The organism is Dyella sp. (genome assembly GCF_035685885.1).
In the GTDB taxonomy this organism is placed as follows: domain Bacteria; phylum Pseudomonadota; class Gammaproteobacteria; order Xanthomonadales; family Rhodanobacteraceae; genus Dyella.
Genome location: NZ_DASRZX010000038.1, coordinates 1 through 16,936, shown reverse-complemented (window position 1 = coordinate 16,936; position 16,936 = coordinate 1). Strand labels below are relative to the sequence as shown.

16 protein-coding genes are annotated in these 16,936 nt (G+C 60.9%); 2 read left to right on the top strand and 14 right to left on the bottom strand.

Features of this window, described 5'->3' with window-relative positions:
• From VFG49_RS04645 to VFG49_RS04580, 14 genes are all read right to left on the bottom strand, one after another.
• Positions 1–442 (bottom strand): hypothetical protein (locus VFG49_RS04645; RefSeq protein WP_324858345.1); only part of this gene is annotated, 442 nt, incomplete at its 3' end.
• A 30-nt stretch (positions 443–472) separates the two neighbouring features.
• Entirely contained in the window at positions 473–1,753 is a 1,281-nt protein-coding gene (locus tag VFG49_RS04640; protein ID WP_324858344.1) for an SGNH/GDSL hydrolase family protein, read from the bottom strand.
• A gap of 12 nt (positions 1,754–1,765) precedes the next feature.
• Positions 1,766–1,900, bottom strand: coding sequence for a hypothetical protein (locus tag VFG49_RS04635; protein WP_324858343.1), 135 nt, complete (start codon positions 1,898–1,900; stop codon positions 1,766–1,768).
• Between the two features lie 17 nt (positions 1,901–1,917).
• Positions 1,918–2,367 carry a copper chaperone PCu(A)C gene (locus VFG49_RS04630; protein ID WP_324858342.1) on the bottom strand — a complete coding sequence of 150 codons (450 nt, stop codon included), beginning with the start codon at positions 2,365–2,367 and terminating at the stop codon, positions 1,918–1,920.
• A gap of 15 nt (positions 2,368–2,382) precedes the next feature.
• Positions 2,383–3,789, bottom strand: a complete 1,407-nt coding sequence (locus VFG49_RS04625; RefSeq protein ID WP_324858341.1) for a PepSY domain-containing protein — start codon at positions 3,787–3,789, stop codon at positions 2,383–2,385.
• 122 nt (positions 3,790–3,911) lie between these two features.
• On the bottom strand, positions 3,912–4,859 hold the full coding sequence (locus VFG49_RS04620) for an alpha/beta hydrolase (RefSeq protein ID WP_324858340.1): 948 nt from the start codon (positions 4,857–4,859) through the stop codon (positions 3,912–3,914).
• Positions 4,860–4,873: 14 nt separating this feature from the next.
• Entirely contained in the window at positions 4,874–7,081 is a 2,208-nt protein-coding gene (locus VFG49_RS04615) for a TonB-dependent siderophore receptor (protein WP_324858339.1), read from the bottom strand.
• 209 nt (positions 7,082–7,290) lie between these two features.
• Entirely contained in the window at positions 7,291–7,695 is a 405-nt protein-coding gene (locus VFG49_RS04610) for a DUF2946 domain-containing protein (protein WP_324858338.1), read from the bottom strand.
• Between the two features lie 253 nt (positions 7,696–7,948).
• A complete protein-coding gene (locus VFG49_RS04605) occupies positions 7,949–8,995 on the bottom strand; it encodes an HlyD family secretion protein (protein WP_324858337.1) in 1,047 nt (348 codons plus the stop codon).
• An 8-nt stretch (positions 8,996–9,003) separates the two neighbouring features.
• Positions 9,004–9,204 carry a DUF1656 domain-containing protein gene (locus VFG49_RS04600; RefSeq protein ID WP_324858336.1) on the bottom strand — a complete coding sequence of 67 codons (201 nt, stop codon included), beginning with the start codon at positions 9,202–9,204 and terminating at the stop codon, positions 9,004–9,006.
• Positions 9,194–11,335 carry an FUSC family protein gene (locus tag VFG49_RS04595; RefSeq protein WP_324858335.1) on the bottom strand — a complete coding sequence of 714 codons (2,142 nt, stop codon included), beginning with the start codon at positions 11,333–11,335 and terminating at the stop codon, positions 9,194–9,196. Before VFG49_RS04595 ends, VFG49_RS04600 begins: the two co-directional genes overlap by 11 nt.
• 804 nt (positions 11,336–12,139) lie before the next feature.
• Positions 12,140–12,691: a hypothetical protein gene (locus tag VFG49_RS04590; RefSeq protein WP_324858334.1), complete on the bottom strand. Its 552-nt coding sequence runs from the start codon at positions 12,689–12,691 to the stop codon at positions 12,140–12,142.
• Positions 12,692–13,379: 688 nt separating this feature from the next.
• On the bottom strand, positions 13,380–14,309 hold the full coding sequence (locus VFG49_RS04585; protein ID WP_324858333.1) for a LysR family transcriptional regulator: 930 nt from the start codon (positions 14,307–14,309) through the stop codon (positions 13,380–13,382).
• A 126-nt stretch (positions 14,310–14,435) separates the two neighbouring features.
• Positions 14,436–15,170 carry a YoaK family protein gene (locus VFG49_RS04580; protein WP_324858332.1) on the bottom strand — a complete coding sequence of 245 codons (735 nt, stop codon included), beginning with the start codon at positions 15,168–15,170 and terminating at the stop codon, positions 14,436–14,438.
• A 449-nt stretch (positions 15,171–15,619) separates the two neighbouring features.
• Between VFG49_RS04580 and VFG49_RS04575 the strand changes: the two genes are divergently transcribed.
• Positions 15,620–16,612 (top strand): AraC family transcriptional regulator, encoded by a 993-nt coding sequence (locus tag VFG49_RS04575; RefSeq protein WP_324858331.1) that lies wholly within the window; start codon positions 15,620–15,622, stop codon positions 16,610–16,612.
• Between the two features lie 223 nt (positions 16,613–16,835).
• On the top strand, positions 16,836–16,936 hold a 101-nt coding region (locus VFG49_RS19220; RefSeq protein WP_414649056.1), incomplete at its 3' end, for a CoA transferase.

Genomic DNA, 16,936 nt, shown 5'->3' with positions numbered 1-16,936 from the left:
TGGGTATGCGCTTGGCCACGGTCATGTTGTGGCCGTCGTACCGATAGATGTCCACGCGGTTCAGGCGCAGGGCCGCCGTCACGAACCAGCGGTGATCCGGCGAAAAACCCAGTTGATACGGGTCATCCACGCCTTCCATGCGGCGCTGCAACTGCCCGGTGCGCGGATCGATGAACATCAGGCTGTTGGAGACGGAGTTCGCCACGATCAGCGACTCATGATCGGGCGTGATCATTAGGTGGTGCGGCTCCTTGCCGGTGGGCAAGGTGTCCACCACTTTGTGCGTGGCCTGATCGATCAGCGTCAGTTGTGCCTCGGCCGAGTCGAGGACGATGACGCGGTCGGCGGCAAAGGCGCTGCCAGCGAGGCCGGCAAAGCTGCACAACAGCAAGGCATGCAGGCTGCGGCGGGGGGGGCAAAGGAAGGATCGTCGAGTGGTCATGGGTACGGCTGTCAAAAGTGGGGGCGCGCGTCAGCGTGCCGAAGCGGAAGCGGTGGAATGGGTGAGCTGCTGCAGTGACACGGCTTGCGCCATGGCGGCATAGCCGGCATCGCTGGGATGCACGTGATCGCCGCTGTCGTAGGCGGTGCGCAGGTTTTGGAGTTTCGCCGGGTCGCGCACAGCCGCGTCGAAATCCACGACGCCGTCGGCCTCGCGCTGGGTGCGAATCCATTGGTTGACGTTCAGCCGCAGTGACTCGCGCTCGTTTGGCAGCCCGGCAGGCGTGAGGGTGCCCATCAGTACGCGCACGTGATGTCGATGCGCGATGTCGATCAGCCTGCGATAGCCGGCGATGAGGTCTTGCGCACTGACCAGCGTGTGCGGGGCGTCGCAATCGAGCCCCTTGCGCACGGGCATCACGGCGAAATTGATGTCGTTGATGCCGATCAGCACGATGGCTGTATGCACGCCGGGTTGGCTGTCCAGTTCACGTTCGAAACGCGTAAGCATGCGCTCGCCATAGCAGGGCGAGTCAGACAGCAGGCGATTGCCGCTGATGCCGGCGTTGAGCACCGCAGGGGCGTCGTCGTTGCCGGCCAGTCGCCCGGAGAGCACATCCGGCCAGCGCCGGTTGCTGTCAAGCGTGGAGCGCATGCCATCGGTAATCGAGTCGCCGATGGCGAGTACGGATCCCGCCGGTGCGCGCGCGACCGCCAGCGAGGTAATCCACGCGAATTGGGTAAAACGCCCCTTGAACGCATCCGCGGACACATCCTGGACATGGTCGCCTGGCGCGGAAACAAAACTCGTCTGGCTTGCCACGCGATGCCACGCCTGCAGTTTCTGAGCGCGGCCCATGAACATGCTGATGGCATACGGCTTATGTGCCAGCAGCTTCAGCGGGATGGGATCACTATCGGCTTCCCCGCCCGGCGGCAGTTGCAGGCGCGCGTGCCCGCCGAAGGTCACCCCGGCACCGGGCCCACGCGTCGCCGCGCCCATGCCGCGTGCGGGTGCGATGCGCATGCTTTCCACGTCGAGCGTGGTGTCAGCATATCGGTTGCTGAGGTGAAGCCGCACCGACTCGCCAGCAAGCGTGGGCACGACGATCTGGCGTACGGTTCGCCCCGCTACGTCCGGCGCACGATAGAGCGGTGGCAACGCGTCGCCGCGAGGGATGGATTGCAGCGACGTGATCCACGATGCGGTCCATGTCCCAGCCCCATCGGCAGAGGCTGACCAGGGCAGCAGTGACAGGGCGAGTAGCCAGCATAGCCGGCGCATGCAGCCGGTGAGAAACAACGAAGTCACTACGGTTAATTCCTAGTCCAGAAGCGTAAAAGCATGGCGGATGTCTGATGTCCGCAACCTGTACTGCACGGCAACGAACATCAGGACGACGATGAAGATCGCAGCCCAGGCGCGGGTGAACAGATAGATGGCTGGCAAGTCATGCATGCTGAGTCTCCGGGTGATCAGTCGGGGCCCATGGCGTAAGCCGGGCGAACCACAAAGTTCACGGTCGTGGTGCTGCCGTCGGCAAACTGGAATTTCAACGGCACCCGATCGCCGACGGATAGCGGGCCTTTCGGTGCCTCGAGCATCAAGTGATAACCTCCCGGCGCCATGGCGACGTGGCCATGCGCGGGCAGCGTGAGTTCATCGACCATGGCCATGCGGCTCATGCCGCCCTCGCTACTGCTCTGGTGCAGCATGCTGCTGCCAAATTGCACGGAGCTCACATCGCGCAGCACCGCCGGTTGATCGCCATCATTGGCGAGATCGGCATAAGCGCCTGCGGGAAGCTGACCCGGCAGCAGCCGAATCCAGGCCTTTGTGATGTGAACATTGTCGGCGGAGCTGGCAACCGCTTGGGTTGCGGCCGCAAACAGGCACATCGCGATATAGACATAGCGACTCTTCATGCATGCTTTCTCCCGTTAGTGTTCATGCGCCTCACTGACGTGATGAGTGAGCCCAAGGAAATGACGCGCGCGCGGCAGACGACGCAACCACAGGCGCTCGATGGCCAGCACCAGCAGCATCGATGCGCCCAGCAGCGGCAGCAGCAGACCGAGCAAGCACAGCATCACCACGAAGGCCGGGGCATATCGAGACGCATGCTGCGTTGCCGGCGCGCCCAAGGTTCCCGCGGGGCGACGACGCCACCACAGCACTGTGGCGCTGGTGACCATGGTGATCAGGCCCACGGCTGTGAAGGCGCTGAGTATTTGGTTAAGGGGTGGGAACAGGGCGCCTTCGTGCACGGCCACGCCGTATCCGATCAGGCGATCAAGCAGGGGGCGCTGTGCAAAGTCGACGCGCCGGGTGACCGTTCCATGCACGGGGTCCAGGGTGAGATCTGCGCGCAGCGGCCGGTTGTCCGCATCCGAGCGGGCCGTCCAGGCGGGACGCTTGGCCGAGGGTGGCGCAATCAGCACGGGCGGAGCCAATCGCTCGGCCATCACCGCGGGCAATACGCGATCCAGCACCGTGTAGTCGACATTCGCCGGCATCGCGTGATGGGCCATGCCATGCATGCCATCCATGTTGCCGTGCATGGCGTGCTCATCCGGCGGCGTGTTCGCTTCGGCGATGCGCTTGCGTTCGTCGGCGCTGCCGATCGTCCAGTCCTGCACGGCCGTGGCGTGCGCCCATGACTGGCGTGCGTCACGCAACAGGCCGCCCCATGACTTGGCCCATGGCAGGCCGGACACCAGTAGAAACAGCGCGAACAGCGACACCCACACGCCGGTCACCGCATGCAGGTCCCGCCAGAACACGCGTCCTTTTTCACCCAGGCGCGGGTAGAGCACGCCACCGATGCGCCGGCCTCGCGGCCACCACAAGTACAGGCCGGTGAGCAGAAGCAGGATGGTCCATGAGGCTGCCAACTCCACCAGCATGGAACCGGCCGTTCCCAACATGAGTTCGCCATGCAGGTAGAAAATCACCCGCATGAATCGATCGTTCTCGCGAACCACATGCAGCACCCGCAGACTGGAGGGATTTAGGTAGACGCGTGTGACGTCGCCGCCCCGGCCAAGCAGAATGCGTGCCGCTGCATGCGGTGAGGCGGGCACTTCATAGGCGTTGAGCACCGTACCGGGCACGGCCGCGAGCGCAGCCCGCACCTGAGCGGAGACAGGCTGCGCGGGGGCATCAGCGACATGCGCATAGGCGCGTTCCAGCCAGGGCTCCACTTGCGGCTTGAACAGATATACCAGCCCGGTACAAGCCAGCCAGAGAACAAACGGTAGGCAGAACACGCCGGCGTAGAAATGCCAGCGCCAGAGCACGCGATACGCGTCGCGTCGCCGCGTGCTCGGGGATTCGCGGGGCGTCATGAGTGTCTCCGGGACGAAACGTGCGCCGGTGCGTTCGGCGCAAGGCAACGGACCATGGGATGCATGATGGGGCTCCATAAGGCGACGTGAGTCGACGTCAACCCGGATACTTGGGCTGGCGTCTATGCACCGCAGCTGCCCGCGCAGGGCGGAAGATGGTTCTCCGATCCCAGCAGGCCACGCGATTGCATCCACCAGAGCAGCTCGTCGATCCAGTGATCACTCGTCGTGCCCTTCGGCTTGAGGGTGAACCCGTGGCCACCGTGCTCGTAAATGTGCAGCTCGGCAGGCGCGCCTGCCTTTCTCCAGGCAGAGAAGAGTTGCAGGCTGTCGTTGGGCAGATATTCGTCGTCCGCGGCAGCGGCGATGAAGGCCGGTGACGCATCGGCAGGAACGGGCGTGCGCAATCCGCCGTAGAACAGACCCACGAAGTCGGGTCGGGTCGCCTTGTCGCCTATCGCCAGGTCGGCGGCGAGAAACGCTCCCGCAGAGAAGCCGATAAAACCGACACGCTGGGGATCGACACCCCATTCCTTTGCATGGCTGCGCACGATCGTCATGGCACGCGCGCCGTCCTCCACCGCATGCTCTTCACCCGCAAAGGTGGGCACTTCCACGGGCAAGCCACTCTTTGCGCGGGCCATGATCGTGTCCATTTCCTTGATGTGGACATCGGGCATGTGCATTGCGGTGTTCGGGCTGCGTATCGTGCGGTATTTGAGCACCAGCGCGGTCACGCCACGCTCCGCCAATCTATGAGCAATGGCCGTTCCGCCGTCGTCATAGCCAAGGCCGACAAAGCCGCCCCCGGGGGCGATGATCACGGCCGTGCCATTGGCGTGCCCGCTGGCGGGACGAAACAAAGCCAGCGTGGGATCGCTGACGTTGAAGATCATGGTTTCACCCGTCTCGCCCAGCTTTTCCCGCGTTTCCGGGACGCCGAGCGAGGTGACCTGACCCTTCGCATAGAGCGGAATGATGGTCCCATCATCGCTTGCGGTCTGGGCCATCGCCGCCGAGCCAAACGCGGCGGCCACGCCAAGGGTTGCGATGGCAGCGACGTGCTTCATGCATGTCTTCATCGTCAGATCCCAACCTTGAGCGTGACATAGGCCGAGCGCGGCTGATTGGGCGCCACGACCGGGTAGCCCATGTACGAGTACGGATCCCACGCCCGACGCCCAGTGAGATTGACCACGGAGAGACCGAGAGTGAACCGTCCCATCTCATAGGCCGCCTGGGCGTCGATCACGCCGTAGCCGGGCACGGCGATAGTGTTGGGCAAGGTCAGCTCGCGCGAACTGAAGGCCGTGATGCCCATGCCGAACGACAGCCCTTTCGCCGCCCCTTGCAGCAGCCGATAGCGTGCGGCGATGCGTCCGCTGCTTTTGGGCACGCGCGCAAGCGTGTCGCCGGGCGCTACACCATCGTCGCGCGTGTCCGTGTAGGCATAGTTGGCAAGCAGCGAGAACGCCGGCGTCGGCTCCCACACCATATCCGCCTCCACACCGCTTGCCCGTTGCCGTCCGCTCTGGATGTAAAAGCCCACGTTGCTCGGATCGGGAGTGGCGACGTTGTCATGGGTCTGGCGAAACACCGCCACCGTGCCCGAGATGCCACTGTCAGCAAGCCCCAGTTTGATGCCGCCCTCGACATTGCTGGAGGTTTCCGGCTTTGGCACCTGCAGCCCCATGAACCCGAAGGGTGCGCGAAAGGCAGTGGCATACCCTGCGTAAAGGGCCACGCCACGCGTGAGGTCAAACGTTGCGCCGATGCGCGGCGAAACATGGGTATAGGTGGAATCGTTGGCCACGCCGATATTGCTGTTTTCCAGAAACGTCAGCGAGGTCAGGCGCAAGCCACCGGTGAGATGCAGCGCACCGTAGGTGGCTTGATCCTGCACATACGCCGCAGTGGTCTCGTAGCGGTCATTCTCGAAGGAATTGACTGGGGTCTGCGCCGTATAACTCAGATCGTAGGTCGGATCGGCCAGGTTGATCGTGCCCGAGGGACTGTCGCTGACAAACAACCCCATGCCGCTGTAGAAGTTGGTGCGGTCGTAGTTGACGCCGCCCAGAAGTTCATGCGTGCCACCGAGCATGTCGACCTTGGCGGCCAGATTGGCATCCAAGGTCGCCTCCTTGGTGCGGGTGACCATCGTGATCGGAAAGACGTCATAGATCGGCGGAACCGAATCGGACGGGACCAGGCCCGGGTAGACAAAGCTTCCGCTTTCATCGACATGGCTGCGGTAATAACGACCGGTGACCGTCAATTTTACCTGGTCCGAAAAGGCATGGCGCAATGTGGCCGTGCCCATGCGGTTGTCGTTCGTGGTCAGGGGCTGGTCGATCGGCGAGCCGGGAAAGGCATGGCGATCCAGTGACCCCGCCAGCGCCTCGTCCGCGGGTAGGCCCGAGTATTCGAGGTTGCTGCGGTGATTGAACTGGCCCTGCAGGAGCAGATCGGTGGCATCGTCGATTTTGAACAAAACACTGGGTTGCACCGACGAGCGCTTGCCGTGCACCTTGTCGATCCAGCTGTCGTTGCTTTGATAGTCGGCCGCGATTCTCGCGGTGACGCCCTGCGCCAACGGCACATTGATGTCGCCGGAGGGGTTCCAGGTCGAGAAGCTGCCGGCACGCATGGCCAGATAGCCGCCCAGCGTGTCGTTCGGCCGCTCGGATTCGACATTGATGAGGCCGCCAAGCGGCGTACCCAGGCCGCCGCCATAGAGCGTGGCGCTAGGGCCCTTGAGTACCTCGATCCGCTCGACGCCCACCAGGCTGTCCGGGTCGTATGCCTGTTGGTTGCCGGCAAAGATCGGCAGGCCATCCAGATAGACCTCGGCGGGGAAGCCACGCACGATCGGCGGAATGAACAGGATTTCGTCCGCGCGGGTCGGGGTGACACCGGAGACGTTGACGAGGGCGTCGCCCAGCGTCTGGCGATCCTGCTCCTCAATCAGCGAACGGGGAATCACCTGGACCGACTGCGGCACGTCGATTAAGGGCGTGTCCGTGCGTGTGGCCGAGTCGGCATCGAGCGCCGTGAAGTGCGTGATGCCGGTCACCTTGACCGCAGGCAAGGTCGCTGCATGCAACGGCTCTTTCGCAACAGGCGTGGCATCTTCCTTGGAAGCGGAACGGGTGACGGGCTGATCTTGCACGCTGCCAAGCGCATGCGTGTCTTCTGCGTGCAATGGAGCGAGCGTTGAGAGCAGCGGCGTCGCGAAAAGCGTGAATACGATCCAAGGGCGCGCGCTGGACGCGCCGATCGTGGTCTTGAACATGGGTTTGTGATCTCTAAAGCGGTAACGGCCACCTTGAAGGTGGTCGCCTTCGGGCACGCCGGCAGGGCGTGACCCATGCTCGACGCGGCGACGTCTTGCCGCGAGCGGGGTCGGCCCTGAGCGAACGGTTAGAGACAGACATGGCAAGCCGTCAAGCAAACGCGGATTACCGCGATGCCACGATGGCCGTCTGTCGCCGAGCAGAGAGATCAGGCCAGGGGTGGCCCGCGGGAACGCCTGGCCGGCAAACGCAGGGCCGGGATACGGAATATCCTGACCTGCAACGCGGCGGCGGTGAGCGGAAGCGCCACCGGCAGAACAGGCACCGTTACTGCCAGTGCGGGACTATGGAACAACAGCGAGCAGTAGCCGCAAGCGTCGGTGGAAGGTGATGCGGGATCACGCGCCGCTTCCTGATGGTGTTTGCCGGACGCATGATCAGCCTGGTTGGGCGCCATGCCCGGCATGTCCATGCAGTCGGCCATGCTCATGGCCGGCATGGCGGAAGCTGATTCCAGAGCCCTGGAAACCAGCGGCGCAAACAGCATCAGCCCCATGGCCAGCAGGGCTAGCCAGGCGACAACCCGATGCGATTTGGCGCGCCTGTGGATCAAGTCACTTCCGAATTCCAAACCCTGGACCAGGGTCCAAGGATTATGCCTTATGTGTCCCACTCAAAGGTTGCGACGAAATGCCCCGGAGGCGAACTATCGTGATGATGCGGTGCATTGCACGACATGGCGGCTCATCGCCTTCTCGGGCATCGGCGACGACCAGCCCCGTAGCCAGCACCAGCACCTTGTATAGCGTCCACCGGATTGGGCGCTCAACTCGACCGGAATCCGCAGCTGGCGCGAAATGGTGAAGTTAGCCGCTTTCCGACCCGAGATCCGAAACCTGCCGACGGCGTCCGTGCGGGCGTCGCTGCACATCCACGCTCGCGGTCATCCCCGCAGCCAGCACCACGTCCTTCGGCACGCTGGCTTCGTCAACCGCGATGCGCACCGGCACGCGCTGCGCCAGCCGCACCCAGTTGAAGGTGGGGTTTACGTCGGCCAGCAGATCCCGGCCGGTGGGGTTGTCGCGATCGGTGATGCCACGCGCGATGCCGGTGATGCGACCCTTGAGATGAACACCGCCGCTCATCAGGCGGATGTCCACCGGGTCGCCCACGCGCACTTGCGGCAACTTGGTTTCCTCGAAGTAGCCATAGATGTAATAGCTGTGGCGATCGATCAGCGCCAGGCGCGGGCTGCCGGTGGCGGCGTAATCGCCCACACGCACATCGAGGTTGGTGACATAACCGTCCACCGGCGCGCGCACCTCGGTCCGTTGCAGATCAAGCTTGGCGCGATCCACCACCACCTGCGCCTGCACCACCGATGCCTCGGCCTGCTCGCGCGCGGCATCAGCCTGATGACCGCTGGCCTGCGCCTGCTGCCAGATGGCCATCGCGGTATTGGCAGCTGACTTGGCGTCAGTGCGCTCCTCTTTCGGCACGACATCAGCCAGGTCCTCTCGGCGTTTTGCCTGGTCCTGGCGCATGTCGTACTCGGCCTTGCGTGCGGCGGCGCTGGCCAGCACGGCGTCGATCTTGGCACCGGCCGCACGGGCGCTGGCCTTGGCGGCGGCAAGGTTGGCCTCGGCCTCCGCCAGGGCGATATGGAAGCGCTCCGGGTCGACTTCAAACAACACGTCACCCTTCTTCACTTCCTGGTTGTCCAGCACGGCCACCCGGGTGACCAGCCCGGAAACATCCGGCGCAATACGCACCACTTCGGCACGCACACGGCCATCGCGCGTCCATGGCGAGTACAGGTAGTGGTCCCACAGGGCGCGACCAAGCAGCAGCGCCAGGATGACGATCACGGCAGTGATGGCGAAACGGAGCAAGGGCTGGGGCTGGATCTTCATATCAGGACTCAGGGATACAACAACAGTCCGGCGGCACCGAACAGGCAGAAGAACAGGGCAACGCGAAACAGCGACGGATGCCAGACATAGCGGTACAAGCCGTAGCGCCCGACGATGGTGTCGATCCCCCAGAGCACCAGCAGGCAGCCGACGTAGACCAGCAAGAGGCCGGGTACCAGCGCATCGGCGAGCGCGATTTCACGGGGCATGGGAGATCTCCGGTGCCTTGACTATGTAGGGGGCGAGCGCGGATTCATCATCGCGCAACGCAGCACGCAACTGCAGCAGGTGAGCCAGGGCCGGCTCGCAACTCGCACGCACCTGCGGCAATGTCTGGGTGGTCAACGTAATGGCGTGATCAACCGCCTGATCCGCCTGTTGCCAGCGGCTGGTGCTTGGCTCGTCGTACAGGAGTGCCAGTGTCCGCACGGCCTGCTGCATGGCTTCCAGCACCGGCGGCGGCAGGTCCGTGTGCTGCATGTCCTGGCGCAGCTCGATTACCGCGCGCCCGCAATCATGCACGGCCAGCCCCCACGCCAGCAGGCTGCGCGATTCTTCACTGCCAGGTTTGGTGAATTGCACGACCTGGTGGAACAGATCACGATTGGCGCTCTCGAACTGGTAGACCAGGCCGGCCAACGGCGCGGTGGCAACGAACGTTACTTGTCGGCGCAGTTTCTGCAGCTGTCGGCGGTGCAACCACGGCGTGCCGATGACTGTGGGAATAACCATGAATGCCACGCCACAACTCATCACGCCGTACAGCGAGGCGATGGCGTCGTTAAGGAAGCGCTCCGGGCTGTACATCATCGGATTTTTTAGCGCCAGAATACCTGCAAATCCCATCAGGTAGCCCGTGCCGATGCCCGGCAGGGTCGCGCTTCGCGTGAGGAGGTAAGGGCCGATTGCCAGCAGCGGCGCGGTGGCCAGGATCAGCATGACGAAGCCATCGCTTCCCGGCATCAGACAGAACTCCGCGACAAAGGCAGCGGTCATACCGAGTGCATAACCTATCCCGGTATTGATGGCGGCCAACACCGGCGAAGGCAGGCTGGCCAATAGACCGCAGAAGAAGGAAGCTGTCAGAAGGGCGCCGGGGCCGACCGGCCAGCTCGTCTCAATCCAGAACACGCTCAACGTGGCCATTGCGAGGAAGCCGCGGAGCACAGTGATCAATGGCGCTACATAGTCGTTGGCGCGCTTGAAATGCACTCGCTCCACGCTTCCGTGAAGGCGCCCCTGGGTTTCGCGAAGCGTCGCTTCCAGCGCTGCAAGGTCGCGCAGCTCGCTGACGAAGCGATAGACCAGCGTCACACCGCTGTCGAATTCCAAGAGCAAATCCGGATCCTGCCGCAACTCTTCGCGCAGCTCCGCCGCCCGAATCGGGAGATTCGCCCCACATACCTCGAGGTTGATAGCCAGGACCCTTGGTGCAGCAAGTTCCGACGGAAGTGGAGATAGCGCATCTCCCACCGGCCCGTACAACTTGATGAGCGCGGAAGCCGTACGCGGATGGCTATTGCGTTGTAATCGGTTAATGAGGTGATGAAGTGACTGAAAAGTGGTGGCGGCTGCCATGTATCGTAGATTGAGCAGCTGCATGCGGCTACTGCGTGCGCGCGCTTCTGGATTTTCGAAGATTACCGAGGAGCGCAGGTCCTCGATCTGCACCGCTGCGCGTACGAAGCGCAGGTGTGCCTGCGCCATCTGCGAGCGGGGAATAGTGCCACCGAGGCTGCCGCTGGCAAATGCAATGAAGTGCTCATAGTGCTCGCGCGCGCTGCGGCGCAATACATCGCGCAGTCGTTCTGGAAGCACCACGTCGCTGATCACACCTGCGACCACAATGCCAAGCATGACCTCGCTCACGCGCATAGTCGCCAGATTAAACACATTGTAGGGATTGTTTATGGCTGGGAGCGCCACGATGGCAGCTGTATAGCCGGACAAGACGAAACCGTAAGACTTGAAGTTACGGTACGTCATCGCGCCGCCTGCACATCCCGCTACCCACAACGCGAGTGCAAAAAGAAAGAGCTCGCGCTGCTGTGGAAATGCCGTTAATAACAGCAGAGCGCACAAGCTTCCCGCCAAGGTGCCCATGGTGCGATAGAAGCTCTTGGCGAGCACCATGCCGCTGTGCGGGTGCATCACGATGCCCACGGTGACCATCGCTGTCGACGGCTGTGACAGCTGAAATAGCATTGCCAGCCAGGCGGTGACGTAGAACGCCAATAGGCACTTGAACACGAAGATCCAAGCCTGACGCTCGCCGATAAAGAGGTCGGCAATCCACCCCAAGGATCGCTTCGCGGGCAGTTCGGTAGGAGCTACTGTCATGGACCTACTGCCGCTTCATTTGCGTGAACATGTCGAGCAAGAAGCAATCGCTCATTACTTCCATTTTTGAGTTAGTCGTGATTGTCAACTTGCAACAATTCACATTGCCAGCGCGAAGAGTTATCACGTCCCTGCCGAAGATCTCGTTGGTGAATTGCCTGATACTGGCGGACTTCTTCAACCTTGCGTCAACCGGTTCGGTGAGAGGCAACGAATTGCCCGCAGTGGAGAGTTCATCGTTGGCGGGGCGTATTACGTCTGATCTCTGCTGTATAGCCACAGCATGATATTGGAGACATTGTGCACGGGGTTGCTATTGTCCTCGATTGAAGACTTTAACTTGGCTGCCTAATGCTGGCTGTAATGTGCTTATCGACAATATCAAACTCTTGGACTTTGGAAGCTTCGCGATTGGGAATCGCCAGGTACGACTTCCTTGTCTAACGGACGGACCGGCGGTGCTAGCTCCCGCGCCATTGACTCTGGTCCGATGCGATCATGGGTCGAACTTATGTCGCGCGCACCTGTCCGTGGGGCGCAAATCCCACCTAAAAAACGCCGTGCTCGAACACGCCTGCCGTGATCCATCTTTCAAGCGTCGTTGGGGCGGCAAAGGGGCTGGGCCAGTGAGTCGTGAAATTGGGTCACGCCAATCGTCGGACACATTGATCCCGCGCGTGCTCTTTTGCTGGTTTCTCAATGGTCCAGACACCACTCCGCGTAAACCATGCACGCGCTGCGAAGTAATAGAGGTGGGCGGGCCGTGGCGATTCGCCGTGTCCGCACATCTCCGCTCCGTTCGCTTTAGCCCTGAATGTTGGTGTACTGAGCCGGGCTTCTTGCGATCCCGATAAGCGTGAGGTTCTTTAGGCGATCAACCTGTCGAGAGAGATCAGCGACGGTAGTCCCACTTGGTTTGAGTGGTGAGCGTGACGATGCCACCAGGCGTGCGCCGTCACAGAGCGTAACGGTAAGTGCAACAGGACCTGCTTGGCCTGCGCTTGTTTGATGTTCGTCTTGCCTGGTGCAGTAAGCGTTGTCATGAGGCGATGGGCCATTGCCTACTTCCACAACAAGGCGTGCAGATGGATCATTGGACGCATGGCTACTTCCCGCGATCTTCAACGGCTGCGCCGAAATAGCGTTGGGAATAGCGTGCGTGATCTGTTCATTTGAAGCATCTGGAAGCTGGCCTCGAACCTCAATGGGAAGCTTCGGCACTGCTCTTTCCCAGTGATAGACCGTGTCGTCGGTAGTCGCCCATTGGGCATCTACCGTCGCATGGCAACCCGCCAACATGGTGGTCAACGTCAGCGCGCATGCAAGAAGAAGAGGAGGGCGAGGAATAGGATTCATGATAGAGCTATCTCACTTGGGTATTGATGGGTTGGGCATTGCCGCCGCGTTGCTTGTCGATACCGTGTTTCAATTGATCGCAATAACAACCATCGGATGACAGTCCAGGCACCAACCCGTCAACGCTAAATGGACGAAGTCAGAGAGCATGCCTGGTCGGATAAATTGGTCACGGATGGGGCGCGCGATGGCGATGGCGATGACGCCCAGCGAACAAGGTGCGAGTCGAAAGAGCATGATGGGAGAAGCAGATCGCCGGCTCAAAGATCTACTGTCGGCCGTTGAACATGCGTTGCGTGTCCCCGGCTCGCTTGGTCTTAGTTATGGCGCTCTATACCGATGGCGATCAATACAAGACCATGCGCGCTTTAGACCAGCCACCCAGAGTGGGTCTCCGGTGGCGGGTCAAATCCAGTGCCGGGCGCACATGGCCGGAGCATCTGCTCGAGCCGAGGGTGATGGGATGCGGAGCGAAGGAGGGAGTTGCAATATAAGCTGGCGGCATGTGAAGCATGGCCGGAACGGAGGCAATCATTGTTCTGGTACTAGGGGATTTGCGAGGCGCTAGTGTTGTTGATTTCCCGGCGATGATAAACCGTAGCAAGTGACCTTCAGACGGTCCTGATAGTCCCCAATCTTGAGTGACTACACACGAGCCATCGGTCGCCGGACCTCAAGTAGCGCAGACTCAACTGCCCGATTTGTGCCCCAACTCCCACGGCGCGCCCGCCTGCCAGCGCTGCACCAATAGGTCGACAAAAGCCCGAGTGCGAAGTGCGAGGTGCTTTTTGCTCGGGTAGACCAATCGAATTGGGTCGGGTGGCGGGCGATAGGCGTGCAATACTTCAACCAGGGACCCGGTGCGCAAATCATCGCAAACAACATAATTTGCAATGTGAGCCAGGCCGAACCCTGCCAGGGCCGATTCGCGCACAACCTCTGAACTATCGATGTTCAAGCGCCCGGGGCCATCGTAAACATGTGGTTTGTCGTAGGCTTGGAGGAACCACGCACGCGGTTGCCCTGCGCTGAGGTACATGATCGTGTCGTGGTTGGCCAAATCGCTTGGAGCCTGAGGAGATCCGCGCTTGGCCAGGTAGCCCGGGGAGGCGCAAACGATGAACTGCTGCCAAGCCACGGTACGCGTCAGGAACAGAGAGTCGTGCTTAGGCTCCCCAATGCAAATTGCAACGTCGAAGCCTTCCTCTACCAAATCCACGAAGCGGTCAGTGAACCACAGCTCCGCCCTCAGCTCTGGCCATTGTTCGAGGTAGGCATTTAGAACCGGCAACATGTGCCGCTGGCCAAAAGACGGTGGCGTCACCAATTTGAGGGTACCGGTTGGCTTGCTGTGACGTAGAGCTATGGCGGCATCCACGTCTTCCAGCTCTTCCATGATTTGACGCCATCTTTCGTAGACGACCTCACCCTCGTCGGTGAGGCTAAGCCTACGTGTGGTGCGGTTAAGCAGGCGCACGCCCAGTTGAGTCTCTAGGCGCATGATGCTCTTGCCGACTGCAGAGCGCGTAAGTCCGAGTGAGGTCGCGGCTGCGGTGAGGCTGCCTGCTTTCACTACTGCGACGAACGCGGCGATATCACCGAATCTGTGGGGCTTCATGACTCTCTAATGAATTGCTGCCCAAGGAGGGGCGTCGACCAGGCCTGTCAGAAAAGTCTAGCTAACCATTCATTGGGGTGGCGCGCAGACCTATCCGAATGGAATGCCGCAAGGGGTCGATATACCCTACGCCTCTTCGCTTCCTCCTTGTAGTCGCCTTGGCCGACACATCGTATACACAACAAGAAGGGTGATAACCACGAAGACGAGTGCTCGGTTGCCAAGGCGTGAGGTGAGGAATCCACCGATAAGTGCCCCGAGGCAAAACGTTGCACAGATAGTTCCGAAGATTCGCGATTGACGCAGCGCGAATAGATTACGCGATCCGAGCAACCCATCAAACAGGGACTCGGCGCTCCGACGCAGATTGCCAGTCGTCATGACCGAGCTGTATGGAAGGCCTTCAACTTTGTTGAAACTCGCAGTCTGCAAAGCGGCGACGAAGGCGATGCCGATGATGACAGGGTCGCTTGGAAATGTTGGCGGCAAGAAAGCAACAACGATGAGAAGGGCGATCTCGAATCCAAGCGTCCATATGGCCGCAGTTTTGAGATCAGTCCTCGAAGCGCGCGACCTGATGCGGTGAGCGACGAAGACGCCACCAAAAAATGCGACGATAGGTAACAAGTGGCGAATCGCCCTTTGCCAATGGCCCGCAGCGAGGGAAAGTCCCAAGAGAACAACGTTACCAGTCTGCGCGTTGGCAAAGACGCCTCCATGACCCACCCAGGTAAACGCATCGAGGAATCCACCCGCCATGCTAAGAAGCACGGCGACTCTGAGGCCTTGTTCACTCCCCTGATCCGCAGGCGATCCCATCAGGGTGTCCAAAGGCGCAGCTTCTGAGTTCGAGGTGTCCAACGCATGTCTCCCAGAGGTAATTGACCATTTATGGTTAGCGAGAGTGGACTTTGCGCTCGGTTCGCAGCTTCGGGCATCGGTTCACGCGTGTGCTGTCGCTCCGGGCGTTTATTCTCGCCTGAAGCGCCGATGGTTCTGTGCCTCTTCAATGAATGTTTTGGCTTTGCCTGGATCACGCGGATGATCCGATGAATTGAAAAGTGTGGCCTTTGGATGAAGCGCGCCACCGACCAGGCTCGTACTATGTGATGCTGCGTATCTTCACTGTATACGGGATGTCCACATGGGGTCGGCGTAGATTATGAGCACCCCGCAGAGTCCCTTATAGGGCCTATGGGTCGGGCGTTTACCCGCAGAAGTGAGGCGGGAGGGGCGGGTTTTAGTTTGAACGCCGGTCAGCTGAGACGGCATGTATCCATGTCAGCGGCCATACCTACGGAATGCCTGCCATGCAGCGAGGTGCGTTTGGTGGTCGTCTGGCACACGCGTTCAGTCTGGCGAATCCGCCGACACTGATATCGCGTACGGTGGGGAGCTGCCTGCTGGCGGTGACCGAACTGCGCTATGACGAGACTAACTACGGATTCTCAACGCCGATCGCTCCCGAAGAGGCGTATTTGATCGGCCTTCAATTGCGTAGTGCGCGACACTACGAGCTCTGGCTCAACGGCCAGTCCGTGGCGATCGGCCCGTTCGAAAAGGGCAAAACGTGCTTCTTCGATCTCACCTGCAATCCGATCGTGTATTGCTCTGACCCGTTTCATTCAGTGCATTTCTACGTGCCGTTTCGAGCGTTGTCCGAGGCCGGGAACGAGTTGGGATTGGAAGTGCGCGCCTTGCGCTATAGATCTGGCGAATTCATTGATGACCCCGTGATACGCCATTTGGCGAACTGCCTGATCCCCTCGTTACACGCCGGGAACCATGTCAATCAGACATTTGTCGATCATATGCTGCTGGCCATGCGAAGCCATTTGGTCCGGACCTATGGTGGTGCGCGGCAGGTCAAGCCTGCACCGCAATACGGCTTGGCTCCATGGCAAGAGAAGCGAGTAAAAGAACTTATTGCAGAACATCTGTGCGACGGCATCAGCCTTGCTGAGCTGGCTGACAATTGCGGCCTATCTCTTAGCTATTTGGCACGAGGATTCAAGCGAAACACGGGAGCCACTCCACATCAGTGGTTCATGACGAAGCGTCTTGAGCTGGCAATAAAATTGATGAGGGATCCCGACCTCTCGCTGGCTGATGTCGCCCTATCGACGGGCTTCGCTGATCAATGCCACTTCACGCGGATGTTTTCCGCCAAGATAGGGGTTAGTCCTGGTGCTTGGCGGGCGGGTCGGGCTGGCCATGCCCGCTGGGCGAAAGGCCAGAAAAGTTCCGTCAGTCGCGAGCCTGCAATCAACGATTTCGCCCCACAGGTGAGTGAAGTTAGCTGATCGCCAACGCGAATAAACAAGCCCATCCCGGAATGGGCAATCCTTCTGATCGACTCAGTCCTAAAATTTCTTCGAAATGGCGAGCGGCTAACTACCGTTCGCGTGGGTAGCTACGCACAGTCGTTGACACCACGGCAAATCGCCCGCTGGACGCCGCCACAGGTAAGGCCAGCGCGATGGGTTTTTGCCTTTATTGATTCCTGTCGCATGAGAGTCATACGCCATGGGCGAATCCGACAACATCTTCTCAGGCCTCAGGGTCGTTGATCTTGCCAGCTATATCGCCGGTCCCGCCGCCACCACCATCCTCGCCGATTTTGGCGC